Raw genomic sequence first — 26,293 nt, 5'->3', positions numbered from 1 at the left:
TACCGCACGGCGCTGCGCAGGCGATCCGCTGCTGGTCGGCAAGGTCCTGACGAATCACGCCACGCTCGAGATCTACGAGCACGTGGCCGCAGTGTTCGTGAACGCTGCGACCGTTGTCGACTTCTTCATGCTGGGCTCGGCGCTCGACATGGCCGACGGCCGGCCGGAAGGCGGATGCGGATGCTCAGCCCGCGCTACACGGAGCGTTCGCCAGCGCCACGTTGCTGGCGCAGCGGTCCGATTTCGGTTTCGAAGTGGGCGTGGCGGCGATCAGCGCTCGTCTAGAAGGATTACGTGAGCCCAGGTCGGGTGACGCTTCAGAAGGGCGCGCGAGGACTTCAAGCTCAGGTCCTAATAATTCCAACCTTGGTCTGAGAAGGTGTTACTGGCAATGCAATGCGCGGATAGGGAGAGTTAACGACGTGGCAAAGACCGTGAAGTGGCATTGGCCAATGGCGGATCCGAGCGGAGGCGCTGATGGCAGTGCGATGAGCAAGTTGTTCCGAGGCGGCTCGCTGTCCGACACTGCACTTCTAGCGCGAGAGGCCGTGCAGAACTCAAGCGACGCAGCGCAGCGGTTCAAGGAGAAGCACCCGAATGTGCAGTTCCGGGTCAAGTTCCGGTTCGTCTCCCTGCTCGGGGACGAGAAAGCTGCAATGGTGAGCGCACTGGACTTGGAGGGCATGAGGGCCCGTCGGGAGGTGTACAAGAAGATCAGCAAGGATCCCCTTCAGTCCGGCACAGTGCTGGACGTACTGGGCGACCCTAATCAGCCCCTGCGGTTGTTGTACGTTGAGGACTACGGCACGCACGGGTTGTACGGCGACCCGGGAATCTTTAAGCAGAGCCACCTCTTCATGGCTATGTATTACATTGGCGCGTCGAATAAGGCGGCTGACGCAGGCGGGTCCTACGGATTCGGCAAGAGCGCCCTAGAGCGAGCCAGCCGCATTCACTCAGTCATCGCGCACACAATGTTCGAGCAGTTCGAAGACGACCCAACCCGCGCCCGTTTGGTAGGGTTCACCTGGTGGCCTAACTTGCAGGACGGCAAGAAGATGTTCAATGGTCGCGCTGCTTTCTCTGATCACCACGCTGAGGGCGCTGCTCAGCAAAACGTTGCCATCCCGTTCAGTGATGACGATGCTAACCGGGTGGCGGCCAAGCTAGGGTTCCAGCCCCGCAAACCTGACGAGCTTGAGGCGCACGGGTCTTCGTTCCTTGTTGTCGATCCCGCAATTCAGCCTGATGACCTGCTCCGTGAACTGGAGAAGTGGTGGTGGCCGGCGTTGGAAGAGCACAGACTCGACGTGGAGGTGATTCTGCCCTCCGGTGAAGTGAAGGTGCCGAAGCCAGCCAACAATCCATTCGTCGCGCAGTTCCTCCGCGCATTTCGTATCGCCACAAAGCTGGACGAACCCGGAGACGCGAACAACGAGCGCATGGCATCTAAATCTTGGCGGAACAGTTCGGGCGTAGGCGGGCAAGATCTAGGTAACCTGGCGCTGGTAGTGCCTGAGACGCCTGTAGATGAAGAGGGTGAAGAGGCACAGGGCACGCCCCTTGTAGCACTTATGCGTGCGCCTCGCATGATCATCGGCTACCAGTCATATGCCCGCCGACGCGTTCCCCTCCGAGGTGTTTTCGTTTCAAGCGACAAGGTCAACAGCCTACTGAGAGATACAGAACCCTCAAGCCACGACCGTTGGACGCAAAATTCTTCAGGTGATGTGGCAACGGAGGCCACAGAGACGGCACATGCCGTGATGACCAAGATTGCCCGGTCGGTGTCGGACATGGCCAAGGACATCGCGCCGCCGCCGCCGAGGCGAAATCAGTCATTGAGCCACTTCTCCAAGCTGATGACCGGGTTTATGGGAACTAAGCGCGGGCCCGGGACGCCGCCTCCTGCTGGCGGTGAACGCATTGAGCTTCAGTTCCCCGACGGTCGGCCCAGCCCGGAGGTGTTAGACGACGACAATGTGCGGGTTAAGACCAAGTTCACTGTTCGGGTTGCGGACAATGCCACGGGCGTGGGCTGCGAGGCTCGGGTGTCCTGCCAGCTTTTCATCCACGAGGACGAGAACCAGAGTCAGTCGCGGTGGCCAGTTAATGTCCGCCCGAAGGGCAGTGATCACAGCTTCGCCCTGGACGAGGATGGCTCCTGGGTTGGCTTTATCTCTAAGGCGGAGCGGGTCACCTTCGTGGCTGAATCGGATCCGTACCCGAACCTTTGGACGGTCTCTATGCAGCCTGCCGTCACCCGTACCAGCGACTGGAGCAACCAATGACATTGAGCACGCGTTCCGAGAGCGCGCTCATCCGACCCTTTGCCGGGATTGATGCGGCAGACGTCCCTCTTGGCGCCGTTCGGCTGAACATTGGTGACACGGCTTACGAGCCCGGCGCGGTAGTACTGCTACCTGAAGACCTCGCCTCTGCAAAAATGACGATCACGCTTCCGGATTCCAGCGCCCTAAGGACCGCTGTGACGCAGACCGCGGTGCCGGAGGTGGACTGCGGGTTAGTGGTGTTCGCAAGAGGCCGCACGCACCGCACCAGTTACATGCTGTTGCAGTCCTATTTACATAAGCAGGCATACGACACGGAGCTTGTGGTCGATCGGGCAGAGGCGGACATGATCTTCAACGATCGCGCGGGTTTTGTGCTGACCATCGCTGTGGTCTTGCTGCACGACCTGACAGCCGCGCCTCTCCGGCCTCACATGGCTGGAACGTGGCTGGCACGACGCGATTTTCGTATTGGGCCCGAGGAGGACGAAACCAGCTTCAGCCCGGAGCCCATGACTGATGAAATTCGCGACTTCTACGGCCTGCCTCCCGGAACGCTTCGGTATGTCAACGTGGAAGGGGTACTGGATGCGGAGGATCTCTCTGATGCGGTGAACGTCTACGTGGACCCTGAGGTGCTGAACCTCCTGCTGGCGAACGCGACTGATTCTTCCGCCATGCAGATGCAAATCGAGTTGGCCATTCAAGCCACGGAAACCGTGGCGCAAGCTATCAGCAGCGAGCTGGGCACTGGTGGCGACACCAAACTGACTCCGGAGGCGCTTGAGGCGTATCCGGCGCCGTTGCGCTTCTTCCAGAACTTGGCAAAGACCCTCAATACGGACGTGGCACACGCCCTTCTACTTGCCGCACAACCGAATCGGCTCCGAGCATTCCTGGAAGCGGCGTTCAACATGCGCGTAGCATCCGCCACAGCATTGAGGGAGAAGTAATGACGTACCCAGTGGTCCTCCGGTCCGACGTGACGGCGTACATCAACGGGCGAGGTGGCGGACACATGTCCAACCTGGACCTGAAAGTTTCATACCGTAATACCCCAGGTGACGACTGGGTGGAACACGTAAACGAGACGCTTGAATCAGTCATGTCGGACTGGCGAAACGAGGATCTGACCAAATACGTAAGTGACCAGAAGCGCGACGAGCTAGAAGGCCGCTTGTCTGTCAATTTATATAGTGGGCTGGCCGATATGCCCGGCCCAATCCTGACCGATAGGGATTTCTGGCGCTACGCCGCGTGCTACCTGTACGACTTCGTACTGTGGCGTCAGACCACAAAGAAAGTGACTGCCCAGTTGCCCTACTTTGGTGCAGCCTCCAATGGGTTGGGCCGGGAGTGCGTTCCCCACCGCATGTTCAACCGGGCCCACATTGCGCAGGTGGGTGGAACGGCTGCCAATGCGACGGACCCCTTCGAAATGGCTAGGTTCGGTGCTGCGGATGTATGGAAGAGCCACATTCTGCGCGTTGCGAACGGCAACGCGCCGATCGTCGTGCACGAACTGTTGGTAGACGTGAAGGACGGCAAGCTCAAGACCGAACTGGTGCGACCCTTCGTAAAGAACCTCCGCCGAGTCAGATCCAACGTTCTGTTCGAAATTCTCGATCAGCCGCAGGCACGTGACCTCATTGACCGCGAGCGGACCCGCACCGCGGCCAACCTGGCCGCGCTCGACGAGGACAACTCCGCCGACTAGAGTTGGAGCATGACTCTTACACTGGATCGTCTCGACCTGGATCTGGCCGGCGGGGTCTCGATCGACTATGCAACGGGCCCGGCGGGCACAAGCCGGACCGTCACAGTCGGGGAACAGACCACCACACATGAGCGATCAGTGGCGTCGGAACTGACGAACGCGGACCCGTACGCGGCTTGGTGGGGGTCGTTCTTACGCGAACCGCGGCCGAAGCCGGTGCGAGACCTTCCGCGCCTACGATTCCTTGACTTGTTCTCATCCGTGGGTGGACTGTCCATCGGCGCGATGGAGGCAATGGCCGCACTCGGGATGAACGGCCTTCCGCTACTCGCGGCCGATGTCGACAAGCGGGCTCTCCAGGTCTATAAAAACAACATCCGCCCGCGACAGGTCGTGCAGGAGTCGGTGCGCGGAATGGTGGACTTCCGGGTCGCCGGCAACGGTCCCGGTGCCAAGTTCGCGTATGCACCCACCGTCGTGGACGAGCGTCTTGCGGGACTCGTCGGTAACGTCGACGTGATTTTGGCCGGACCCCCGTGCCAAGGGCACTCGTCGTTGAACAACCATTCACGCCACGATGATCCGAAGAACCTGCTCTACCTGACGGTCCCCGCGGTAGCTGCTGCCGTGGGAGCTCGCCACGTCATCATCGAGAACGTTCCGAATGTAGTGGCAGACAAGCAGGGTGTGGTGCAGACCGCAATGGCGCTGCTGCGCAACAGCGGCTACAAAATTTCGTCCGGAGTGCTTGCTGCCGACAAGTTCGGTTGGCCGCAGACACGGAAAAGGTTCTTCCTGGTTGCGTCGCGTGACAGTCAGCCCCTGCAGTTCGGCGTGATCTCCGAGCTGATGACACGTGAGCCCTTACCTGTCTCTTGGTTGCTCCAAGACCTTGAGGCCAAGCCCTTGGACAGTGCAGACGTCATGCAGTCCGTGCCGCAGCTCAGTGCCGAGAACGCGATGAGAATCGGGTATCTGTTCGACAACGATGCGTACGACCTTCCCAACGTGATCCGGCCTGACTGCCATAAGGACGGGACCACATACCAGGCCACCTACGGTCGGATGCATGGAAGTCGTCCGGCGCCGACGATCACAGGCGGGTTCCTCACTCCTGGTCGCGGGCGGTTCATCCACCCGACGCAACGCCGCGTCCTGACACCGCGGGAGGCTGCCCGCGTGCAGGGATTTCCTGACTGGTTCAGCTTCAACGCCAGCGCAGTGGAGCCGCCGTCCCGTTCCGAGATCAGTCGATGGATCGGAAATGCGGTGCCGTCTCTACTGGGATTCGCCGCAACACTTTCCGCGCTGGGAGGCGAGATACAGCAGCGCCAGCGGGCCACCAGCGAAGTGGGGTAACACGATCTCGCAGCTGCGCCTCGCCGGCGTACTCCGCGGTTTTGGGCGAAGTTTCAGCACCCACGCCCAGGCCTTCCCAGGGACACCGGGCCTCGTACTTGATGACTGTCGGATCGTGGTGTTGGTGTACAGCCGTTACTGGCAGAGGCATTACGGCTGTGAGTACGCGCGGATGCCGCGTACGGACATGTTGCTTCGTCTCCGTCGCCTAGCAAACTGTTTTTACTTCGACCAGCAGCTCATGCGCGATGTGGGGGTGTTCGGGTGGCGGGGGTATGTTGCTTGGAAGTGCGAGATGCTCACTGGTAACGACTGCTTGTCCGCTGAGATCATGGGTGTTTTCTCGCCCCGCAGCCTCCTTTCGTCGGGCTGACCCGATGACACGCGAGGGCGAATCGTGGGCATCTAGTGATGCCACCCGGAAATCGATGCGCGGGAACAGGAGACGCGACACCAAGCCCGAGGTGCGGTTGCGGCAAGCGCTGCACGCTCTCGGCTATCGGTTCCGGGTCGACTTTCGAGTGTTGCCGGACCTGAATCGACGAGCCGACATCGCCTTCACCCGGCGACGGGTCGCGGTTATGGTGCACGGGTGCTACTGGCATGGTTGCCCTGAGCACTATTCCCCGCCGCGCGCCAACGCGGAGTACTGGCAGTCGAAGATCGTTCGCAACATCGAACGCGACGCCGACACGGTTGCACGGTTGTCAGCCGCGGGGTGGGTAGTGATCACCATCTGGGAACATCAGCCAGTTGGGGAGGCAGTGGGCATCGTGTCCCAGGTACTCGAAGCACGCGCCTAAGCAGCAACTCGGGTTAGTTTGAGGCCCTTGAGCTAGGTCCGGCCGGTGAAGTCGTACACGGGAAAGCAGTCCGCGTTGCGGCCATTCATCGGGAACGCGTCGGCCGGATTCTCGTCGTCCGAGCGGCTAACGACCAACCGGTTGCCCATCTCAGTTGCATAGCCCCCGATGCCGTGCGGATCGTCGGTGCGCCATGTATTGAGCCAGCGGCCGACTGCGTCGGCGGCCGCCGACGGTGCAGCCAATCATTCGAGGGAGGGGTCGGCACCCGACGCGGCATGCAGGGTGAGCGCGAAAAATTGGTTCTCCGGCGGGCCCTCGAAGGCATCAGCATGCGCCGACCTTAGTGCGAAGTGGCGTGAGGTCAGAGCGGGAGTCGATGATCTTCAGACTTCTACATCGCCACGCGGCTCGCCATCTCGGTGAAGACGGTCGAGAAGCACGTGCGCGCGATGCTCCGGAAGACGGGGCCCGCAATCGCACCATGCTGGTGGGGTTGCAGCGCCAGGGTCAGGCTACGGCGAACTCAAGGTAGGCGGCGTCGGCGGGGGCGACTTCCTGGTCCTGCTCGATGGTGCCGGTGGAGACGCCGATCGCGCCGACGATGCTGTCATCGCGGACCAGCGGGATGCCGCAGGAACATCACGAGGCGTCCACCGTGTGCATCGTTCAGTCCGTACATGGGCCGTCCTGCTGGGTGACGCCTGCAGGTCGCCGGTCTCGCGCTGGAAGGCAATGGCCGTGTAGGCCTTGTTAATCGCGACGATGGTGCTGCCGATGTTCGCGCCGTCCATGCGCAGGTGCGCCTTCAGGTTCCCGCAAGCGTTGACCACGGCTAACCCGAGATAAGGTGCCATTGCTCGGTCTTGCGCAGCGCCCGGTCCAGCGGCCGCCGCGATCTCCGCGTCGTTCCCAACAACCGCCAGCAGGCTGTGCACCCTGGACAGTCCTACATACAGCTGTACTGCGGTCTTGTTCATGTTGCGGAATCCGTTGACGCAGAGGATGATGACCGGGCGCTCAAGCCCCTTAAAATTCAGGACGTACCCGTAGAACTCGGCCTCGTCGCGATGGAACTCGCGCCAGTAGTCGGCGACGATGCCGTTCTCGAAGTGCTCCAGATGAATGGTGTGGCGACGGTGGGTGGTGAGCAGCGCCATCTGGTTGCGGACCAAGCCGTCCTCGATGAACGCGTGGACGCAGTCTCCAGCGACATCTAGCGCGTCTTCTGTTGAACAATGAACGCGCCTGGCGGGCAGGCCCGTCATCCCCGAGGTCCAAAGTAAGCGCCGGCGAAGTCCTTGAAGGCTTCCGCGATCCAGCGGGTGTTGCGGAAGTTGTCGTCGACGTAGATCGGTACGAGGTTGACAAGCGGCGCAGTACCCTCCTCCAGCGTGTGCCTTCCAGGGTCGGTAAACGTCCTGCCGGTCGCCCAAGAAGGCAAGGCTTGGGGCAAAAGAGATCTTCCGCCAGTCGTATCGCGAGCATTTTTAGGAGGTAAGTGAGAGCGCGCCGAAGGTCGAGGCCTATTCGATCAGGCCCGAAGTCCAATGCCAGGCGTACCCGCTGCTAGGCAACCCGCCCTGAGCGGACGGAGGAACATAAGTCAAGATCACGCTAGCGCTGACTGCTCGAAACACGCCCTTCCTGCAACAGGACCAGTCTCTGAAGAATGTAGGGGGGATCGAGGTAGCGGCTGCTTACAAATTCGCCAAAACATCATCCTTGTCGTCTGGAGGGATTGCCGCTGACCAGTCCAAGTACCCATCGCAACGACTACTAGATATATGGTTGGGGGATGGTTGTAAAGTTCGAGATGCTAAACGAGGCAGATCTTGTGGTTGATGAGCAGTACCTGGGTGGGCTGAAGGGGAACGCCGGGGACGATCCGATTAGTAGACTGCTCGCAGTGGGGAACCAAGGCGGATTCCGCTTCAGGGGTCCAAGATCGTCGCGCAATTACGTATGCTTAGTGACAAATTCCAAGGATCCTGACTGGCCGGATGGGTTAGACCCAGAAACAGGAGTATTCACCTACTTTGGGGATAATAAACGCGCAGGACACGAATTGCATTCTAAAAAGGGAAACCTGTTTCTAGCTGATGTATTCAACGAGAATCTAGAGCGAAAGTCGGGGCGGCTGCGAGTGCCGCCAACATTCCTGTTCGAATATACAGGCGAGGGGCGGGCGGTTCGTTTTCTCGGAGTTGCTGTACCTGGCTTGATTGGGCAGCTTCCGCAGGACGCTCTGGCGGCGATATGGAGAACGCGCGATAACCATCGATTTCAAAACTATCGAGCGAAATTCACTGTGCTCGATTGTCGATCAGTGGACCGCCGGTGGATCACCGACTTGACCAATCAAGACCAATCCGTCGACTTCGCCCCCGACGCTTGGAAGCACTGGGTTGCAACCGGTGTCATATCTCCTCTTGTTGCTCCTAAAACTATGAGACATCGCTCAAAAAATGCACAGCTCCCAGCAACCGCTGCCGGTGAGAGGATATTGAAGCGAGTTCATGAATATTTTTCAATCGATCCGTATGCTTTTGAATATTTCGCGGCGCACATTGTGCAGATGAGTTTGCGCACCGTAGTTGATCTTGACGTTACCCGACGGCATCGAGACGGCGGGCGGGATGCTACCGCAAAACTTCGTGTCGGGCATGGTGCTAGTTCTATCTTTGTCGATTTTGCCATCGAAGCAAAATGCTATGGGCCGAGTAACGGTGTCGGGGTTCGTGAGATCGCTCGACTGGTTTCCCGTCTTCGGCATCGACAGTTCGGTGTCATTGTCACGACATCTTATGTGGCTAGTCAGGCTTATCAGGAGTTCCTTGAAGATGGCCATCCGATAGTCGTCATCTCCGGCCGGGACTTGTTAGGAGTTCTTCAAGAAGGCGGACTTGGCACTGAGCCCGCAGTCGTTGCATGGATGCTGCAGGAGTTCCCCCATGCAAAGCAATCGGGTGTGCCCTCAGCGCCGGCAATAAAGGAGTCGGAGCGCGCTGAGGGGCCAGCTCCAACGAATGGTTTTGTCGATATCGCAAATCTCTAAGGTCAATCTCCAGAAGTAAGTGCCGTTCAGCATCAGATGTTGAACTCCTTTGCTGGCTCTTTACCAAACAAGAGGAACCGTCGGTTTCCGTCTGGTTCTCTTCTAGCGGCCCGCTATCCTGAAACCCCGAGCGCAGTGCCGCGCGCGGTCGCAGGAGACAGGTGCCGTCCATGCAGCAGCTTCCCAAGCCCAGCACCACCGAGAACACGCCCAGCATCACCCAGAACCAGCAAAGCCACACCCCGCCGTCCCAGCTCGACCGCATCACCGAACTGGCCGGCGACCTCGCCGGCCAGTTCGAACTCGTCCCGCTGCTCGAACGCGTCCTCGGCCATGCCGCCGCCCTCCTCGGCTGCGAGAGCGGGTCCATCTCGATCGTCCACGAAGCCGAGGGCTACTACCGCAAGGAAGTGGACCAGGGCGTCGGCTGCCGCGAGGGCCAGATCTTCCCCCTGACCGAAGGCCTCACCGGGCAGATCGTGAAGACGCGCGGCACCGTGATCCTCGACCGCTACGCGTCCGTGCCGATGGGCCACATCGACCCGGACGATTCGCGGTGGGGGAGCGCCGTCATCGGCGTCCCCATCACCTGGGCCGGGACCATCATCGGCACGTTCGCGATCTTCAGCGACGGTCCCGGCCGCGTCTTCAGCCCCGCCGACGCGTCCCTCGTCGAACTCTTCGCCAACCACGCGGCCATCGCCATCATGAACTCCCGGCTCCACCAGGCCGCCGCCGCGAAGGAACGCGAGGCCGCCGTCGCCGGAGAACGGGAACGCGCGGTGCAGGAGGTCCACGAAACCATCGGCCGGTCTCTCGGCTCGCTGCTTCTGCACCTCGACCGCGCGGACAAGGCGACGCCCGGCGGCTCACCCTCCATCCAGCACATCGACGCCGCCCGCGTGCTCGCCCATGAAGCGCTCTTCGAGACCCGCCGCACCGTGCTGGGTTTCGGTCCCTCCAGCCTGGCCGGCCGCACGCTCGAGGAAGCGGTCCGTCAGGAAGTCGACCGGATCAACGCGAGCTACCCGATCGACGTGACGTTCCTGGTCACCGGCGAGCCCCACGACCTGGCGCCGGCGGTGGCTCACCAGCTCTTCATGATCATCCAGGAAGCGATCGCCAACGGCGTGGTGCACGCGGACGCGAGAACGTGCCGGGTGGGCATCTTCTACGACACCACCGGTATCGCCGCCGTCATCGAGGACAACGGCCGCGGGTTCGAGGACCCGGAGACGACGAGCCTGAAGGGCAGCCGGCTCGGGCTGCACGGCATGGCCGCCCGCGCCCACTTCCTGCGCGGCGAGCTCCATGTGGACTCGACGCCGGGCTGGGGCACAAGCGTCCGCGCCGAGGTGCCCTACTCCTCGAACGGCGACGCATCACGGGAACGGTGGAAGGTCCTCGTGGCCTGCGCGCAGCCCCTGCTGCGGGCCGGCCTGGTCCGGCTCCTCGAGACGTCCGAACCGTCCGTGCAGGTGCTGGGGGAGGTGGGGACGCTGGAGGACCTCACGGAATCGGTCTCCCTTCTGCAGCCGGACATGCTCGTCCTCGACGAGCACCTGCTCGCCGAGTACGCCCACATCCGGACGCAGGAGAGCGACACCGTGGAGCGGCCGGTGGTCGCCGTCGTCGACCGCCCCACCGACGAGCAGCTGGCGGCTGCGGCGTCGTCAGGCGTGCGCGGTTTTCTCTCCCTCTCCTCCGCACCGGCGGAGGTGGCGCGCGTCGTCGTCGCCGCAGCCCGCGGCGACGCCCTGCTGGACGGGGCGATGTTCACGCGACTCACGGAGACCCGTGCGACGGACACCGGGGAGTCGATCCAACTGACTGCCCGTGAACTCGAGGTCCGGGACCTCCTGGCCGAAGGCCTGGCGGACAAGCAGATCGCCACGCGGCTGGCCATCTCGGTCAAGACCGTCGAGAAGCACGTGAGTGCGATGCTCCGGAAGACCGGGGCCCGCAACCGCACCATGCTGGTGGGGCTGCAGCGCCAGGGTCAGGCGATCGCGAACTCAAGGTAGGCGTCGCGCCGCCGGCACGCTTGCCAGGTGTCCGGCTCAGCGGACAGTTACGAGGACCCAGCGGCGGTGGCGTCGAGGATGAACCGGGCTGTCTCCTGTGGCTGGTCCCAGTGCGGGAAGTGCCCGCAGTCCTCGAAGACGTGCAGGGTGGCGTCCGGATAGAGGGACACGGCAACGGCGGCCTCGCTGAGCGGGGTGACCCTGTCCGCCCGGCCCCAGCCGAACGCCAGCGTGCCTTTGATCGTCCCCTTCGGCGCGCCGGCCTGGCGCGGTCCCTGCGCGAGCGACTTCCGCGCATCATCGAGACTGGGCGAGGTGGCGAATCCGCGGAGCTCAGTGAGCACGAGGTCCGGGTCGAGCTTCCAGGGGGCCGCTGAGAACTGGGCGAGCAGCGCCGTCCGGCCCGCAGCCTGCTGGACGAGTGACGGCAGGACGGACTGGAGGCGCCGTACCAGGGCAATGGACGCGGTGATGCTGCCGTTGAAGATGCGCACCTGGGTGTCGCTCCAGAATCCTCCGGGATCGAGGGCGACGACGCTGCCGGCGTGGCCCCGCCGCGCCAGCTCGACCACAATACGCCCGCCCATCGAGCTTCCGACGAGATCCGCATCGCGCAGGTTCTCCTGCTCGAGGAACTGCGCGACGGCGTCCGTGAGGGTCGCGATGGTCACCTCGCCCGCGAGCGGCTTGCTGCTGCCGAACCCGGGGAGGTCGATGGCGATGACCTCGCGCTGTTCCCGCAGCAGGGAGAGGATGGGGTCCCAGGTGCGGACGCTCGAGCCGAGCCCGTGCACGAGGACGAGTGGCCTCCCGGCGCCGGTTCGTTCGGTGTTCAACATGGAGGGGCCTTTCGTAGCCGGCGCGAGGCCCCAGTCTATGCAGGCACAGAGTGGTCCCCGCCGATCCCCGCGCCGGCGGGGGACCATGCAGGAGCTCTGTGAGAATAGGCGCAAGAGCCAGACCGAGATCCGCCACCACCAGGAGTCCATCACCATCCAGGCGTCAGCCGAGACTGTCTACGAGCTCGTCTCCGACATCACCCGCACCGGCGAGTGGAGTCCGGTCTGCACCCGGTGCTGGTGGGACGACAACGCCGCTGCAGGCCAGGTGGGTTCCTGGTTCACCGGGCACAACGAGCTTCCGCACCGCACCTGGGAGACCCGGTCGCAGGTCGTGGCCGCAGAACGCGGCCGTGAGTTCGCGTGGGTGGTCGGCGGCGACCGGGTTCGCTGGGGCTACACGCTGACGTCGACCGGCACCGGGACCACCGTGACCGAATCCTGGGATTTCCTGCCGGGCGGCATCGCCCTGTTCGAGGAGAAGTTCGGCGATGATGTGCCCGCGCAGATCACCGACCGGACCCAGCAGGCGCTCGACGGCATCCCGAAAACGCTCGCCGCCATCAAGCGGATCGCCGAATCCGGCACGTAGCCGCCCGTCGTCTGCTCTCACAGTAGGCATCTCGGTAGGCGGCGACGCCCGCGCCGGCAATTTACTGCTCCTGCTCGACGGTGCCCGTGGAGACGCCAATGGGCGCCCATTGCGGTGCGGTTCCTTACCGGATCGGGCGTTCTTCGACAAAGCTTTCGTCCTTCACCGCCAACCCCTACTACCCAAGTCCGCTGCCCGAGTCAGGGGCTTTCAGGTTCCGAGAACACGTCTATCTCGTAGGCCTCCAATCAGCCATCTGGAGGTGCTTCCGCCTACTTCGCCATCTAACAGTTACAGGTCGTAAGCTCGACATAACTTCTAAAGAAGAGGACATCCATGTCGCTAAGCAGCATTCGCGAGAGATTTTTCACCCGATTTCCGGCTGCAAGAATGCTGGACAAGGCACTGCAGACGGCAAGTAACCCCAATCCATCGTTCTTCCTGGCGCCAGTGGGTCAGGACGCTGATCTGAAGAGTTCTGGCCTTGTCCTCCTGCGTCTTGGTGACGACCTCGAGCGACGATTCGGGATTAATGGGGAGGTTGCTGCTTACTTCGTCCCATTCAGAGACTTCCAACGCAGATCTTTCAACGCAATCACGCTTCGGACGGGAGATATCGTGCGCTCTCTGCAGCAAGAGGCCGTGCGTTCAGAACGATTTACACCCTCTCGACGGGTGGCATTTCTGATATCCGAAGACCCCCAGATCCACTCTAAGGTTGATGAATGGCAGAACGACTCTTATAGCGAACTTACTATCGTTCCTGTCAGTATAGCGGAGCAAAATGCAACGGACCTACTGGAAGCTCTTGTTATGAACTTGCAGTTGCGATTGGGTGAACGAGATCTTTATCAAACACAAAACCCTGTGAGTGGTATCGATTTTTTTGGGCGAGCAGGACTGCTGCGCAGCTTGACTGCCGCAATAGAAGGAGACCAGAATGTCGCGATTCTGGGACTTCGTCGATCTGGAAAGACGTCGGTGCTCCGAGAGCTGAAGCGAGTACTTTTACCGCGACGAATAATAATGCCGATCGCTGACTTTCAGATGCTGGAAGCACATTCAGCTGAAGAGTTGGCAAGCTCTATTGCTTCGAGCCTAAATGAAGAGTTGAAAGTTGCAAAATCAAAAGGAATCGATGTCTGGGTCGGAAACGAAGCGGACCAGGCTGTAGACGGGTTGAGTCCTGCAACTCTTTCCGACAGAATCAAACGGGTTGCATCGAGAAACCCTAACGTCCGAATTGTCATTGCAGTAGACGAAGTGGAAAGCGCAGCGGCTATTGCCCAAACAAATCCAATGTCGATCAAAGTACTACTAGGTTCTTTACGGTCGGCTGCTCAGGCGCGCGAGAACGTTTCGTTGGTATTCAGTGGCGTGGCGAATCGAATGTTTAGGAGTAGTTCTCTTGGCCCAGATGGAACTATCGATAATCCGATGTTCAATCAAGTGGAGAGCGTCTACCTCACGTCATTCAGTCTCGAAGAAACTGCTGGATTGCTTCGGGAGTTGGGCCGCCCGATGCTTCTCGATTGGAAAGACGATGCAGTAGTGGAGGTGCACCGGCTCACCGGCGGTTTCCCGTATTTCGTTCGTGATCTTGCCTCCACGGTGAGGCGTGCCGTCCGCGATCGCGATCGAGATGGTTCCCTTGCAGTGCTCGAAATTCGAGGCGACGACGTCCTAGTGAAATCGCAGGAGTGGTCCGATCGCGCCGCAGAAGCTTGGGCGGGCATAATAGCAGCTCTCGGAATACATTATCCTTCTGCAGCGGCCCTACTAGACAGCACTATCTCTCCGGATGAGTTGAACGATTGGGTGCTTGGTGATTTGGACGCGCGAGATGCTGCAGATGATCTAATACTGCTAAACCTGCTTAGGCGGGATAGTGATGGAGTGCGCTATAGTTCCACCCTCGCGGCGTTGCAATCATTGAGCGAATCGCTCCGAGCTGGGGCATCTCCGGTAGTTTCTTCGCGAACGGGCGAATCCGATGACCTCGCCGCACTCGTGCGGAAGGGTGAATCTCAAGTAATTGAGTTTAAGGAGACAAGCAGAATAAATCTGTATACCAAGGCCAAGGATTCAAGGATGGAGGATGCAGTAGTGAAGACCGTCGCTGCATTCCTGAACTCTGAGGGCGGCAGCTTACTGGTTGGAATATCTGACGAGGGGATAGCAAAGGGTATTGAGCCCGATCTCAACCTTTTCAAAGGCAGTCTCGACCGGTATGAGCGATGGGTGCGAGGTGATCTCTTGGCGGAACGGATTGATCGTCAGTTAGTCACCGATAATGTACGCACTGATTTTCACGATTTTCGCGGGAAGAGAATCCTGGTCATTACGGTTATGCAGAGTAAAAGTCCTGCGTGGGTGGATGATAAGATCATCTACCGTCGACTTGGAAATCAAACTATTGCACTAGAAAGTGGCAGGGACGTGCAGCAGTTTATCGCGCAGCGATCGTCCGACCTGTCAGGGTGAGCTAGCTTGTCGAAGCGAAGAGTTGCGCGCTGGAAACGTGTGAGCCAAGCTCGCTGACGGCTCGCGAACTTGACACAGGCGATTCTTCGGCCGAGGTCTAGCGGTCGATAGCACTAACGCGCGGTCGTCACCACGACGGAGACGATCGAGAAGTGTGTGAGCGGCACAGTGCGGGTGAATACTGCGGAAGGCCCGACAATCTGACCGCACGATACTGGTGGCTCGCAGCACGAGGGTCAGGCGAGCGCGAACTCCAGGTAGGCGGCGGCGCCGGCGGAGGCCACTTCCTGGTCCTGCTCGATGGTGCCGGTGGAGACACCGATCGCGCCGATGATGCTGCCGTCGCGCACCAGCGGGATGCCGCCGGGGAACACCACGAGGCGTCCGCCATGCGCATCATTCAGTCCGTAGATGGGACCGTCCGGGCGGGTGACGCCCTGCAGGTCTCCGGTCTCGCACTGGAAGGCGATGGCCGTGTAGGCCTTGTTGATCGCGATGGTGATGCTGCCGATGTTCGCGCCGTCCATGCGCACGTGCGCCTTCAGGTTCCCGCCGGCGTCGACCACGGCGATGTCCATGGGCTGGCCGATCTCCGTTGCCTTCGCTGCCGCAGCGTCGATGACGATGCGGGCTTCTTCCGACGTGATGGTCTCGAGTACTGATCCTGGTGTCATGGGTGTCCTTCGTCGTTGAAGCGGGAGGCCGAACGGCCGCGGCCCACTCAACCACCCGCGTCCGCTGCTGGCGAGGTGGTGATTACCCGGGGTGGTGATTCCCCCCAGGCCGGGGGAGGGAGAACCCCCATACCCATGGGAGGGGCGCCCACCTAGCGTGGGGGGAAGCCTGACCAGGAGGAAACATATTGTGGCTGTAGTACCACTGAAGGACATCGTCGACCCGGCATTCCAGGCACGCTACGGCGTGCCCGCCATCAACATCTTCAACGACCTCACCATGGAGGGCGTACTCGCCGGCGCGGTGGAGGCCAACTCCCCGGTAATCCTGCAGACCTCGGTGAAGACCGTGCGTACCATCGGCTCCCGTGTGCTCTTCGACATGTGGCGGTCCATGACGCGCGGCATCGAGGTGCCCGTCACCCTGCACCTGGATCACTGCCCGGACCGCGAGGTCATCACGGACTGCCTGCGGGTCGGCTGGAACTCGGTGCTCTTCGACGCGTCCGAGCTCCCCGTGGAGGAGAACCAGCGCCAGACCATTGAGGTGGTCGCCGAGGCCCGCCGCCACAACGCACAGGTGGAGGGCGAGATCGAGGCGATCACCGGCGTCGAGGACGATCACGGATCCGACGACGTGTCCCGCCAGCAGACCCTCGAGGTGGCCCTCGCGTTCATCGACGCCACCGGGATCGACGTCTTCGCCCCCTCCATCGGCAACGCCCACGGCAGCTACAAGGCCGCCCCGGTGCTCGACGCCGACCGCGTCACGCAGCTCGTCGAGGCCCGCAGCGTCCCGATCGCCCTGCACGGCGGCAGCGGCCTGAGCGCCGAACAGTTCGCAGACCTCATCGCCCGAGGCTGCGCGAAGGTCAACATCTCCACGGCGCTCAAGGAGACGTACATGCAGTCCAGCCTGGCGTTCCTGAAGGAGGCCGAGCAGAAGAACAAGTGGGACCCGCCGTCGCTGTTCAAGCACACGCGGGCCGACGTTATCGCCCTCGTCGCGGACCTGTGCACGCAGTTCGGCAGCGCCGGCAAGGGCGGCCGCTGAGCATGCCCGCCCTCATCTTCGACTGCGACGGCGTGCTCGCCGACACCGAGCAGTACGGCCACCTGCCCGCCTTCAACCGGACCTTCGCCGAGTTCGGCGTGCCCGTGCAGTGGAGCGTCGACGAGTACGCCGAGCGGGTGAAGATCGGCGGCGGCAAGGAGCGGATGCGCAGCATCCTCACCCCCGCGCTGGTCGCCGAGCTCAGCCTGGACGACGACGCCTCCACCGACGCCGCGATCCTCGCCTGGCACAAGCGGAAGACCGAGATCTACAAAGGGCTCGTCGAGAGTGGCGTCATGCCGGCCCGGCCGGGCATCGCCCGCATCGTGAAGGAGGCGCACGACGCCGGGTGGACGCTCGCCGTCGCCTCCACCTCTGCGGAACCCGCGGTCCGCGCCGTCCTGACGCACGCCGTCGGGAAGGACCTCGCCGCGCACTTCGCGGTGTTCGCCGGCGACGTCGTGCCCGCGAAGAAACCCGCGCCCGACATCTACCTGCTGGCGCTGAGGGAGCTCGGGGTCCCGGCCGACGACGCGATCGTCGTCGAGGACAGCGGCAACGGGCTGCGCGCCGCCGTCGACGCCGGCCTGGCCACCGTGGTGACCGTCAGCGGGTTCACCCGCGGGGAGGACTTCACGGGGGCGGCGCTCGTCGTCAGCTCTCTCGGCGACCCGGACGGCGAGCGGGCCGAGGTGCTCGAGGACCCGCACGGCGTCGGCGTCGATGGCGTCGTCACCCTCGCTACCCTGCAGGCCCTGCTTGCCACCTCGTCGACTGCGACTTCCCCTGCACCGTCCACCGGAACGGAGACACCATGAGTACCACCAAGATCGACGACGTCGAGTACGTCGTCCGCTCCCTGGCGCAGACCACCGTCGAGAAGGAGAAGGAGTTCGGCGACCTCGACGCCGTGGTGGGCGACGGCGACCTCGGCTACTCCCTCGCCCGCGGCTTCGAGAAGGTCCTGGCGGACTGGGATTCGCTCAAGCGCGACGACGCCGCCACCTTCCTGCAGCAGATCGCGCTCGCCATCTCCAGCAGGATCGGCGGCACCTCAGGGCCGCTGTGGGGCACGGCGTTCCTCCGGGCGTCCGCCGCCGCGAAGACCACCGACACGATCGACGGGGCCGCCGTCGTCGCCATGCTCCGCGGTGCCACCGACGGCATCAAGAAGCGCGGCAACTCGGACCTCGGCGACAAGACCCTGCTCGATGCCCTCATCCCCGCCACCGACGAGCTGGAACGCCAGCTCGCCGCGGGCGCCTCCCCGGAGGAGTGCCGGGCGGCGTTCGCCGCGAAGGTCCGCGAGTGCGCGGATGCGACGTCGACCATGGAGGCCAGGCGCGGCCGCGCCAGCTACAGCGGGGAGCGCAGCATCGGTTCGCCCGATGCCGGCGCGGTAGCCGTGGCCGTCATCGTCGAGCGCATCGTGGCCGACTGGCCCTGACTCTTCCTTCCCCACCCGTCCAACCCTCACAACGATGTGGAGTCCCCATGAAGAAGTTCGTCAATGATCCGCAGCAGTTCGTCCCCGAGATGCTCGAGGGCCTGGCGCTCGCCAACCCGGACACCCTGAAGTACGTGCCCGAGTACAACCTGATCATGCGCGCCGACGGCCCCGACGAGAGCAAGGTGTCGATCGTGCAGGGCTCCGGCTCCGGGCACGAGCCCGCCCACGTGATGATCGTGGGCAAGGGCATGCTCGACGCCGCGTGCCCCGGCGACGTGTTCGCGGCCCCGCCGTTCGACTACGTGTACGAGACCACCAAGCTCATGGCGTCCCCCAAGGGCGTGCTCCTGCTGGTGAACAACTACACGGGCGACAAGATGGTGTTCGAGATGGCCGAGGAGATGTCCTCGGCGGACGGCATCGAGGTGAAGACGCTGTTCATCAACGACGACGTCTCCGTGGAGGACTCCACCTACACGATCGGGCGCCGCGGGGTGGCGGGCAACTTCTTCGTCATCAAGGCCGTCGCAGCCGCCTCCGAGCGGGGCGCGGACCTCGGCGAGATCGTCCGGATCGGCGAGAAGGTGAACTCGGTGACGCGGACCATGGGCGTCGCGCTCACCGCGTGCACGCCGCCGGCCAAGGGCAGCCCGCTGTTCGAACTCGGCGACGACGAGATCGAGATCGGCGTGGGCATCCACGGCGAGCCGGGCCGCCGTCGGGGGAAGATGATGCCGGCCAATGAGATTGTCGAGGAGATGCTCGCCCCCATCGTGAAGGACCTGCCCTTCAAGGAGGGCGACCGCGTGGCGCTCATGATCAACGGCCTCGGGGGCACCCCGATCAGCGAGCTGTACCTGCTGTACGGGCGGGCGCACAAGCGCCTCGCCGAGCAGGGCATCAGTGTGGGCCGCAGCTATGTGGGGGAGTACTGCACGTCCCTGGACATGGCGGGTGCGTCCATCACGCTGGTCCGGCTCGACGACGAGATCGAGGGGCTGCTCATGGACCCGGCGGAGATCCCCATCCGCGTCTTCTAGATTCCTGCGACCAACGGCGGGCCGCTCACCTTTTGGTGGGCGGCCCGCCGTCGTATGGGGGCGTCACCCTCGGTGTCGCTGCCCGCCACGACCGAGGAGGAGATGTAGCCTGACGGCGAGGTCTCAGAGCTGAAGAGCCGAGGCACGCATCGACTTCATCTCTATGGGGGCATTCCTTGGATCTACTGGGCGGCGTGAGCCTAGACGCACTTCGCATCTTCACGTGGGTTGTCCCCGCCGTCGTCGCGCTGGTGGCCGGCTTCCTGTTGCCACGCATTCTTCATTGGATTGCGCTGGGTGCCGTTCTCCTGTTCGCCGCACTCAACGCGGCCGCTGGGGTCTACGTCCTAAACCACTTCAGTGATCCGCGGTGGTCCCCTGAGGGGATGGCGTCGCTGAGCGCTCCATCGCTCTCCGAGACGCCCCTGGTGGGGGATTACCTGGAACCCCTGGACACCGCGCTGGAAGGAGTCGTGGGCGGGGTCAACGACTTCCGTGCATTCCAGCAGGCCCTCCCCGTCACGCTGGACCTCCTCGCTACGTCCGGGTGGGCTCTGCTGGTGTCGGTCCCGGTGGCCATCGTCGCCGCGTTTGTCAGCTTCAACAATGCTCGACGCCGGAAGGCTGAGTTCAGGAAGTACCTTGCCACTGTCGATTCGCTCAAGGACGAGCTCGAGCAGATCAAGCGTCAGATCGCCGCCCCGTATCCCATAACGGCACCGTCCGGGGCACATGCGGTCGCCGGTGTTGGACCGCGGCTGACACCTGAGGGCTGATCCAGGCGGTAGTCCCCTTCATCCGCCGCAGGCGTTCTAGGTCTCCTCGCGACGGGTCACCGTGCCCGCCGTTTCGCCGCCGTCGATGACGAAGTCGGCTCCGGTAACGAACGACGACTCGTCCGACGCCAGGTACAGGACGAGGTTCGCGACTTCCCCCGGATGGCCTTCGCGGCCGAGTGCCACGTGGCTCATGTCAGCCTGGATGTCGGCCGTCATCGGGGTGGAGATGACTCCGGGATGGACCGAATTGACCCTGATGCGATGGGGTCCCAGGTCCAGGGCAGCGCTCTTGGTGAGTCCCCGCACGCCGAACTTTGACGCCGAGTATCCCGAGATCTGTTCATAGCCGCGCATGCCGGCGATCGAGGAGATGTTGATGATCGACCCGCCTCTTGACTGTTTGAGTGCCGGTATTGCGGCCTTGATCCCGTTGAACGTGCCGGTCAGGTTCACGGCGATGACAGCGTTCCACTGTTCGAGGGTGTAATCCTCGAGGGAGGCGAAGTTCACGATGCCGGCATTGTTCACCAGGATGTTCAGGCCCCCGAACGTCTCGACGGCGGCGTCCACTGCCGTCTGCCAGTCCTGCGGATCGGTCACATCGAGGTGGACGTAGAGAGCGCCGGAGCCCATACGCTCCGCAGTTTCCCGTCCGGCTTCGTCCAGGATGTCGCCGATGATTACCTTTGCCCCTTCGCCATGCAGCCGCAATGCCACAGCAGCGCCGATGCCGCGTGCACCCCCGGTGATCAGCGCTACCTTGTCGATGACTCGTTCCATGTGATGCTCCTTCGGTGTTGTCGGTTCCGCCGGTGGAGTCCCAGGACCCAGGAGCCGCGAGCTGGCCCCTGCTTTCCGGGCGGCTCAGAAGCCCGTCGGTTCGGCTGCGAGCCCAGATCGAGCAGCCTCACCACTTCGTCGTCCTCGGTGGGCGAGAAGTCGTCGTAGTAACAGCCCACCGCCTCGAAGTTCCGCGGCGAAACCAGGCACACGATCCCGTCCGCTTCCGTGAACGAGGCCACCGTGCCGGCCGGCGCGACGGGCACCGCCAGGATCACCCTTGCGGCGCCGAGCTGCCTGGCGACCTGGCACGCCACCCGTGCAGTGGAGCCGGTGGCAATGCCGTCATCCACCACGACGACGGCGCGCGCGTGGACATCTGCCCGGGTCCTTCCCTGCCGGTACCGGGTCAGTCGCCTTTCCAGGAGTTGGCGTTCCGCCCTCTCGACCGTTCTCAGGTCCTCCTCCGTGATACGGGCCCGCGAGAGGACGCGTGGTTCGAGAACCCGGGCGCCGCCCTCGCCGATGGCGCCCATGGCAACTTCCGGCCGGAACGGAACGCCCAGTTTCCGCACCACGATCACGTCCAGCGGCGCATCGAGGGCTTTCGCCACCTCGAAGGCCACCGGGACACCGCCCCGGGGCAGACCCAGCACCACCACGTCCTGACCCCGCAACCCGGCGAGCCGCTGCCCCAACTGCCGGCCGGCGTCGGTCCTGTCCAGGAAGATCTTGGACTGGTTCCTCGGCACGCTCCACTCCTCGGGGTGCTTGGCGGTGCTATCCAGCGACCTGGATGGATAGCGGCGCCATCGCTCTGCGTGACGACGGCACCATCGCGCCTGCGTAGGAGTCGATCTTCAGCCCGGTCCATGCCGCGTGGTCAGAGTCTTTCGTCCCCGTCTCGCCAGTACCGCAGTCCCCTTCGAAGCGGCTCAGAGCGTGTCGGGAATGGCTCGTCCCGGGAAGAGGGTGGCGTACTGCTTCCGGTACAGCCTGCGCCCGAAGAGCCGGTACGCGATCCGGACCGGCAGGGGGATCTCCTTGAAGAGTTCCTCCCTGTCGCCGGGCGGATTCGTTGCGAGCACCATCCCGAGATAGCCGACCAGGAACTTCTTGTCGAACGTGTCGATACCGTGCTCCGCGACCTCGCCTATCTCCTTCTCGGTCAGCACCCTGTCGACAACGGGCATCACCTCCGTGACCTCTCGGCGCAGGTGCACCTGGAGGACTGTCGACAGGTCTTCGTACCGTTCAGCGAGGTCCTTTCCCGTGTCTGCGTCCGCCGTCTCCATCCAGCGCCGGCGAACCGGCTCGATGCTGTCGAGTCGCTGCGTGACCTGCCGATGCTGCTCCAGCATCTGCTCCACATGCAGCGCGCACACGGGTGCTCTGTCCGCCAGGCGCGGGTACATGAGGAGATCCTCGCCTTCGTGATGGACATGGAGCACGTTGTCGAAGTTGCCCAGCACTTCGCCCACATAGGAGGCGCGGGCGGTGTCGCCCGGCTCGACGGACTGCACGAGGCCGGGCGCCTCGCCGTACGCCCACAGGAAGAAGCGGTGGATGCGCCGCATGCCCGCCGACCCGGTGCAGAGGATGGGCCCTGCGGGCACGGGCGGCGCGGCTTCGCCGGGTTTCATGGTGAAGAAGTCGGTCATGGGATGGCCCCCGATGCAGTTGGTCGAGACCAGAATCCGCCCCCGGCAGGGAAATCATAGGTAGCGCCATCACTCCGCACAACGGCCGGAGGGCCCGCCGACACCGAAGGCCTTGAGGAATCCCGATGATGGTGGTCAGCCCTCTCTTGACTGCTACACCCCGCGGAGGATCATCGGAGTTCAAGCATCGGCCAAAAGGACGGAGGACGACATGGCAGCCGACGATGGCGGCAGGAGCGTACCAATCCGAATCGAGTTGGTGGCGGGCTCCTCCGCGGAGGATCCCGCCTCACGGATTCCTGGTGCGATCGCAGCCGCCGCACTGACGCCAGGCGCCGTGGCTACGATGTTTGCGGCCGACGACGGCGAAAGGTCGGTCTACAACGACCCTGCCGTTCTGCGTGCCGGCGACTCAGGGCAGACCTATACAGGCACATCCGGACCCACACCGGAGATCACTTTCTCGGGATCATTGGATGCCGGCGGTGCAGTCGGAGACGGTGAATAGAGCGTTCCCTGAGGTCCCCTGAACACCGTCGAATCAGGGGCTGATGTTCTGCAGTCCGGTCGCCATGTAGGCGTCCCGTGCCGGCCCGCCCGTCAGGTGGTCGACGAGACGTTGTGCTGCGGCCTTGCCCTGTGCGCCGGGGCCCAGGGCAACGGAGAAGTCGGTGTGCTGCTGACATTCTTCCGGCAGGGGAACCACGGTCTCGATGCCATCGATGAACAGCAGTTCGCTGACCTGTTGCAGGGCGAGGTCGGCGCGCCCGTCCATCAGGGCGGTGCCCGTGAAGCCCGATTCGAGGGCAGTCGCCCGTGCGAGCACCTGCTCCGCGATGCCGAGTCGGACGAGGAGCTCCTGGAAGAAGACCCCGCTCTGCCCGGCGCGAGAGAACGCGACGGACCGGGCGCCGAGCAGCGCGTCGACGAGGTCGCTTTCGGTGGCGATCGAAGGAGACTCGGCACCCGGGGCCACGCCGAGGCCGATCGCGGACCTCACGAGGGGCACCGCACGTCCGCCGGCGAGAACGCCCGAGGCCTCGAGGTCCTGCAGCGCTTTCCGGGTCCCGATCAGCACCTCCGGTGCGGCGCCGGCGTCGAGCTTCTCGAGGAGGAGGGTGGTCGGAAGATACTCGGTCCGGACCGAGAGACCGGACGCTCGCCGGAAGGCCGGAAGGACGACGCCGTCCAGGGCCTTGCGGACGACGAGGGAGCTCAGCAGGTCGAGGTCCTGGCGCTTCGGGGGAGTTGGCACGGCACGTCCTTCCGTCGGGTCCTGCGAAGCAAGCCTCCTGACACGGCGACCTTGCCTGGCTCGCAACTCTATATTGTTCAGGCACACCATATAGAGTTGTGGGAGGTTCGCGGTGATCTACGACAACGATGTCAGACGAGGTACACGAGAATGAAGAACTCCGTAGTAGTTGTAGGTGCTGGAATCGTCGGGTTGGCCACCGCCTATGAGCTGGGGCTGCGCGGTTACAGGGTGACCGTCGTCGACAAGGAACCCCGGCTGGCAGACCACCAGACCGGGAACAACTCGGGCGTCATCCACTCCGGGCTGTACTACGCGCCGGGGAGCCTGAAGGCGACCCTTGGTACTGCGGGCGCGCAATCGATGCGACGGTTCGCGGAGGACCACGGGGTGGCAGTGGACATCTGCGGGAAGCTGGTGGTCGCCACCCGGCAGGATCAGGTTCCGGCGCTCGAGGAGCTCCACCGCCGTGGCCTCGCGAACGGGGTGCCCTGCCGGATGATCTCCCCCGAAGATGCCCGCGAGCATGAACCGCATGTTGCCTGCGTGGCAGCACTCCGGGTCGATTCGACGGGAATCGTCGATTACAGGGGGATCTGCGACGTGCTCGGACGGCTGATCATCGAGGCCGGGGGTGAGATCCGGCTGGGAACGGAGGTCGTCGGAATCTCCGCCGACGACCGGTCCGTGACCGTCTCGACCTCCAGCGGGGAGATCTCCGCCGATGAGCTCATCAACTGCGCCGGCCTGCACAGTGACCGCATCGCGCGGCTGGCCGGCCTCACCCCGGAGGTGCGGATCATCCCGTTCCGCGGCGAGTACTTCGAACTCACCCCGGACCAGTCCCATCTGGTGCGCGGCCTGATCTACCCCGTACCGGACCCGAGTCTCCCCTTCCTCGGCGTCCACCTGACGAAGATGATCGGCGGCGGGGTCCATGCAGGGCCCAATGCGGTCTTCGCCCTGGCGCGTGAAGGGTACACCTGGCTCACGATCAATCCGCGGGACGTCCTCGAGAGCGCTGCCTGGCCCGGACTGTGGAAGCTCGGCGCGAAATACTGGAAAGTGGGGCTGTCCGAGGTCTCCCGCTCCCTGTCCCGGAAGAAGTTCCTGGCAAGCCTCCGGGAGCTCGTCCCGGACCTCGGTGACGACAGCCTCGTGCCGACCCACGCGGGGGTCCGCGCGCAGGCGATGCGCAGGAACGGCGACCTCGTCGACGACTTCTACTTCGAGCGGGCGCCCCGCCAGATCCACGTGCTCAATGCGCCATCGCCGGCCGCGACCGCCGCGCTGGAGATCGGCCGGCGCATCGCCGACGAGATGGAGGAGCGGAACCGGTGAGCCAGGAAGAGACGCGCCGCTTCGACGCCGCACAGGTGCACGAGCAGATCGTCGCTATTCTTCGCGCCTGGGGGATGCCGGGTGAATCGGCGGCCGCTACGGCGACGGTGTTGGTGGACACCGATCTCTCAGGCATCGACTCCCATGGCGTCTCGATGCTGATGCTGTACGAGAAGCTCCGGTCCGAGAACCGCGTCAGGCTCGACGCCGTCCCCCGCGTGGTGCGGGACGCTCCGGCCTTCGCCGTCGTCGACGCCGGTGCCGGCCTGGGACACCCGGCGGGTCTCCACGCGTTGGAGCTGGCCATTCGGAAAGCCACTGTCTGCGGGATCGGGGCGGTGGCGGTGGGTAACTCGCACCACCTGGGAGCGCTCGGCTACTACGTCCGGAGCGCCGCACAGCGCGGCCTGGTTGCCCTCATGATGACGACGACGCGGACACCCGTGGTGGCGGCACTGGGAGGCACGACGCCGATTCTCGGGACGAACCCGATTGCCTTCGCCGCACCCCGCGCGGGCGGAGGGGAGCTCGTGGTCGACATGTCCACGAGCGTCGTGGCGATGAACAAGGTGAAGGCCTACGCCCTGAATGGACGGGACCTGCCCTCCGGCTGGGTCAACGATGGACAGGGCAATCCCGTGACCGATGCTGCCCTCGCATACTCCCTGCTGACCACGGGGGAGGGAACGCTCAGTCCGCTCGGGGGCTCCAGCTCGGAGACCGGCGGACACAAGGGCTTCGGCCTCAGCCTGATGGTCACTGTGCTCAGCGCAGCGTTCTCGGGGGCCGCGCTTCCGTTGGAGGACGCCGACAGCGACAATCTCGGACACTTCGTCCTGGTGATCGATCCGGCGAGCGTGGCGGAGGGTGGGGAGACCGCGCGCTACGTCGACGACCTCCTGCGCCTCATGATGCGGGACGAGCCCGGTGTCATCCTTCCCGGCGACCCCGAAACCGCCGCACGCGCGAGCCGCGGCCACAACGGCATCCCGATCCCCGAGAGCCTCCTCGAGCATCTTCGCGGGATCTGTGGCAGGGCCGGAACCGGGATGATTCTTACACCGCTCGGATAAGAAGCCGGCCCGGCAGGGT

24 protein-coding genes and 1 pseudogene are annotated in these 26,293 nt (G+C 63.5%); 16 read left to right on the top strand and 9 right to left on the bottom strand.

What is annotated here, in order from left to right:
• Window positions 1-422: 422 nt before the first annotated feature.
• The 5 genes from AC4D2E_RS10555 to AC4D2E_RS10535 all read left to right on the top strand — a co-directional run bounded on the left by AC4D2E_RS10555 (window position 423) and on the right by AC4D2E_RS10535 (window position 6,170).
• Window positions 423-2,291 (top strand): hypothetical protein, encoded by a 1,869-nt coding sequence (locus AC4D2E_RS10555; protein WP_490952577.1) that lies wholly within the window; start codon window positions 423-425, stop codon window positions 2,289-2,291.
• Window positions 2,288-3,244, top strand: a complete 957-nt coding sequence (locus AC4D2E_RS10550; protein ID WP_490952576.1) for a hypothetical protein — start codon at window positions 2,288-2,290, stop codon at window positions 3,242-3,244. Before AC4D2E_RS10555 ends, AC4D2E_RS10550 begins: the two co-directional genes overlap by 4 nt.
• A gap of 65 nt (window positions 3,245-3,309) precedes the next feature.
• Window positions 3,310-4,008, top strand: a complete 699-nt coding sequence (locus AC4D2E_RS10545) for a DUF6339 family protein (protein ID WP_490952575.1) — start codon at window positions 3,310-3,312, stop codon at window positions 4,006-4,008.
• A gap of 9 nt (window positions 4,009-4,017) precedes the next feature.
• Window positions 4,018-5,367, top strand: coding sequence for a DNA cytosine methyltransferase (locus AC4D2E_RS10540; protein ID WP_490952574.1), 1,350 nt, complete (start codon window positions 4,018-4,020; stop codon window positions 5,365-5,367).
• A gap of 377 nt (window positions 5,368-5,744) precedes the next feature.
• The gene (locus AC4D2E_RS10535; RefSeq protein WP_490952573.1) at window positions 5,745-6,170 is read left to right on the top strand and encodes a very short patch repair endonuclease; all 426 of its coding nucleotides are present in this window, start codon (window positions 5,745-5,747) and stop codon (window positions 6,168-6,170) included.
• 32 nt (window positions 6,171-6,202) lie between these two features.
• Here the strand turns inward: AC4D2E_RS10535 and AC4D2E_RS10530 are convergent, their stop codons facing one another.
• From AC4D2E_RS10530 to AC4D2E_RS10520, 3 genes and pseudogenes are all read right to left on the bottom strand, one after another.
• Entirely contained in the window at window positions 6,203-6,415 is a 213-nt protein-coding gene (locus AC4D2E_RS10530; RefSeq protein WP_490952572.1) for a hypothetical protein, read from the bottom strand.
• A 265-nt stretch (window positions 6,416-6,680) separates the two neighbouring features.
• Window positions 6,681-6,764 carry a hypothetical protein gene (locus AC4D2E_RS10525; protein ID WP_490952713.1) on the bottom strand — a complete coding sequence of 28 codons (84 nt, stop codon included), beginning with the start codon at window positions 6,762-6,764 and terminating at the stop codon, window positions 6,681-6,683.
• Window positions 6,765-6,922: 158 nt separating this feature from the next.
• Window positions 6,923-7,027 (bottom strand): annotated as a pseudogene (locus tag AC4D2E_RS10520) (hypothetical protein); the annotation flags it as partial.
• Window positions 7,028-7,968: 941 nt separating this feature from the next.
• Between AC4D2E_RS10520 and AC4D2E_RS10515 the strand changes: the two are divergent.
• Window positions 7,969-9,228 carry a restriction endonuclease gene (locus AC4D2E_RS10515; protein ID WP_490952571.1) on the top strand — a complete coding sequence of 420 codons (1,260 nt, stop codon included), beginning with the start codon at window positions 7,969-7,971 and terminating at the stop codon, window positions 9,226-9,228.
• A 170-nt stretch (window positions 9,229-9,398) separates the two neighbouring features.
• On the top strand, window positions 9,399-11,252 hold the full coding sequence (locus AC4D2E_RS10510; protein WP_490952570.1) for a hybrid sensor histidine kinase/response regulator transcription factor: 1,854 nt from the start codon (window positions 9,399-9,401) through the stop codon (window positions 11,250-11,252).
• 47 nt (window positions 11,253-11,299) lie between these two features.
• On the opposite strand, the gene AC4D2E_RS10505 is transcribed toward AC4D2E_RS10510, so the two are convergent.
• Window positions 11,300-12,091, bottom strand: coding sequence for an alpha/beta fold hydrolase (locus AC4D2E_RS10505; protein WP_490952569.1), 792 nt, complete (start codon window positions 12,089-12,091; stop codon window positions 11,300-11,302).
• An 85-nt stretch (window positions 12,092-12,176) separates the two neighbouring features.
• Between AC4D2E_RS10505 and AC4D2E_RS10500 the strand changes: the two genes are divergently transcribed.
• Window positions 12,177-12,683 carry an SRPBCC family protein gene (locus tag AC4D2E_RS10500; protein WP_490952568.1) on the top strand — a complete coding sequence of 169 codons (507 nt, stop codon included), beginning with the start codon at window positions 12,177-12,179 and terminating at the stop codon, window positions 12,681-12,683.
• Between the two features lie 336 nt (window positions 12,684-13,019).
• The gene (locus AC4D2E_RS10495; protein WP_490952567.1) at window positions 13,020-15,167 is read left to right on the top strand and encodes an RNA-binding domain-containing protein; all 2,148 of its coding nucleotides are present in this window, start codon (window positions 13,020-13,022) and stop codon (window positions 15,165-15,167) included.
• Between the two features lie 236 nt (window positions 15,168-15,403).
• Here AC4D2E_RS10495 and AC4D2E_RS10490 read toward each other — a convergent pair whose 3' ends face one another.
• Window positions 15,404-15,841 carry a GlcG/HbpS family heme-binding protein gene (locus AC4D2E_RS10490; protein ID WP_490952566.1) on the bottom strand — a complete coding sequence of 146 codons (438 nt, stop codon included), beginning with the start codon at window positions 15,839-15,841 and terminating at the stop codon, window positions 15,404-15,406.
• 190 nt (window positions 15,842-16,031) lie between these two features.
• On the opposite strand from AC4D2E_RS10490, the gene AC4D2E_RS10485 reads away from it, so the two are divergent.
• From AC4D2E_RS10485 to AC4D2E_RS10465, 5 genes are all read left to right on the top strand, one after another.
• Window positions 16,032-16,895 (top strand): class II fructose-bisphosphate aldolase, encoded by an 864-nt coding sequence (locus AC4D2E_RS10485; RefSeq protein ID WP_490952565.1) that lies wholly within the window; start codon window positions 16,032-16,034, stop codon window positions 16,893-16,895.
• Window positions 16,896-16,897: 2 nt separating this feature from the next.
• The gene (locus AC4D2E_RS10480; RefSeq protein WP_490952564.1) at window positions 16,898-17,713 is read left to right on the top strand and encodes an HAD-IA family hydrolase; all 816 of its coding nucleotides are present in this window, start codon (window positions 16,898-16,900) and stop codon (window positions 17,711-17,713) included.
• On the top strand, window positions 17,710-18,342 hold the full coding sequence (dhaL, locus tag AC4D2E_RS10475) for a dihydroxyacetone kinase subunit DhaL (RefSeq protein WP_490952563.1): 633 nt from the start codon (window positions 17,710-17,712) through the stop codon (window positions 18,340-18,342). The genes AC4D2E_RS10480 and dhaL overlap by 4 nt, the downstream gene beginning before the upstream one ends.
• Before the next feature lie 47 nt (window positions 18,343-18,389).
• Window positions 18,390-19,385: a dihydroxyacetone kinase subunit DhaK gene (gene dhaK / locus AC4D2E_RS10470; protein WP_490952562.1), complete on the top strand. Its 996-nt coding sequence runs from the start codon at window positions 18,390-18,392 to the stop codon at window positions 19,383-19,385.
• A 194-nt stretch (window positions 19,386-19,579) separates the two neighbouring features.
• On the top strand, window positions 19,580-20,161 hold the full coding sequence (locus AC4D2E_RS10465) for a hypothetical protein (RefSeq protein ID WP_490952561.1): 582 nt from the start codon (window positions 19,580-19,582) through the stop codon (window positions 20,159-20,161).
• A gap of 36 nt (window positions 20,162-20,197) precedes the next feature.
• Here AC4D2E_RS10465 and AC4D2E_RS10460 read toward each other — a convergent pair whose 3' ends face one another.
• The 4 genes from AC4D2E_RS10460 to AC4D2E_RS10445 all read right to left on the bottom strand — a co-directional run bounded on the left by AC4D2E_RS10460 (window position 20,198) and on the right by AC4D2E_RS10445 (window position 23,860).
• On the bottom strand, window positions 20,198-20,944 hold the full coding sequence (locus AC4D2E_RS10460; protein WP_490952560.1) for a glucose 1-dehydrogenase: 747 nt from the start codon (window positions 20,942-20,944) through the stop codon (window positions 20,198-20,200).
• Complete coding sequence (locus tag AC4D2E_RS10455; RefSeq protein ID WP_490952559.1) at window positions 20,920-21,696, bottom strand: phosphoribosyltransferase; 777 nt, start codon at window positions 21,694-21,696, stop codon at window positions 20,920-20,922. Before AC4D2E_RS10455 ends, AC4D2E_RS10460 begins: the two co-directional genes overlap by 25 nt.
• 183 nt (window positions 21,697-21,879) lie before the next feature.
• Window positions 21,880-22,605, bottom strand: a complete 726-nt coding sequence (locus tag AC4D2E_RS10450) for a hemerythrin domain-containing protein (protein ID WP_490952558.1) — start codon at window positions 22,603-22,605, stop codon at window positions 21,880-21,882.
• A 541-nt stretch (window positions 22,606-23,146) separates the two neighbouring features.
• Window positions 23,147-23,860 (bottom strand): substrate-binding domain-containing protein, encoded by a 714-nt coding sequence (locus AC4D2E_RS10445; protein ID WP_490952557.1) that lies wholly within the window; start codon window positions 23,858-23,860, stop codon window positions 23,147-23,149.
• A 150-nt stretch (window positions 23,861-24,010) separates the two neighbouring features.
• On the opposite strand from AC4D2E_RS10445, the gene lhgO reads away from it, so the two are divergent.
• Entirely contained in the window at window positions 24,011-25,201 is a 1,191-nt protein-coding gene (gene lhgO / locus AC4D2E_RS10440; RefSeq protein ID WP_490952556.1) for an L-2-hydroxyglutarate oxidase, read from the top strand.
• Window positions 25,198-26,274: an Ldh family oxidoreductase gene (locus tag AC4D2E_RS10435; protein WP_490952555.1), complete on the top strand. Its 1,077-nt coding sequence runs from the start codon at window positions 25,198-25,200 to the stop codon at window positions 26,272-26,274. Before lhgO ends, AC4D2E_RS10435 begins: the two co-directional genes overlap by 4 nt.
• Window positions 26,275-26,293 lie beyond the last annotated feature (19 nt).

It is taken from the genome of Arthrobacter sp. TJ-265, assembly GCF_058269135.1.
This window is presented reverse-complemented; position numbering and strand designations above follow the sequence as displayed.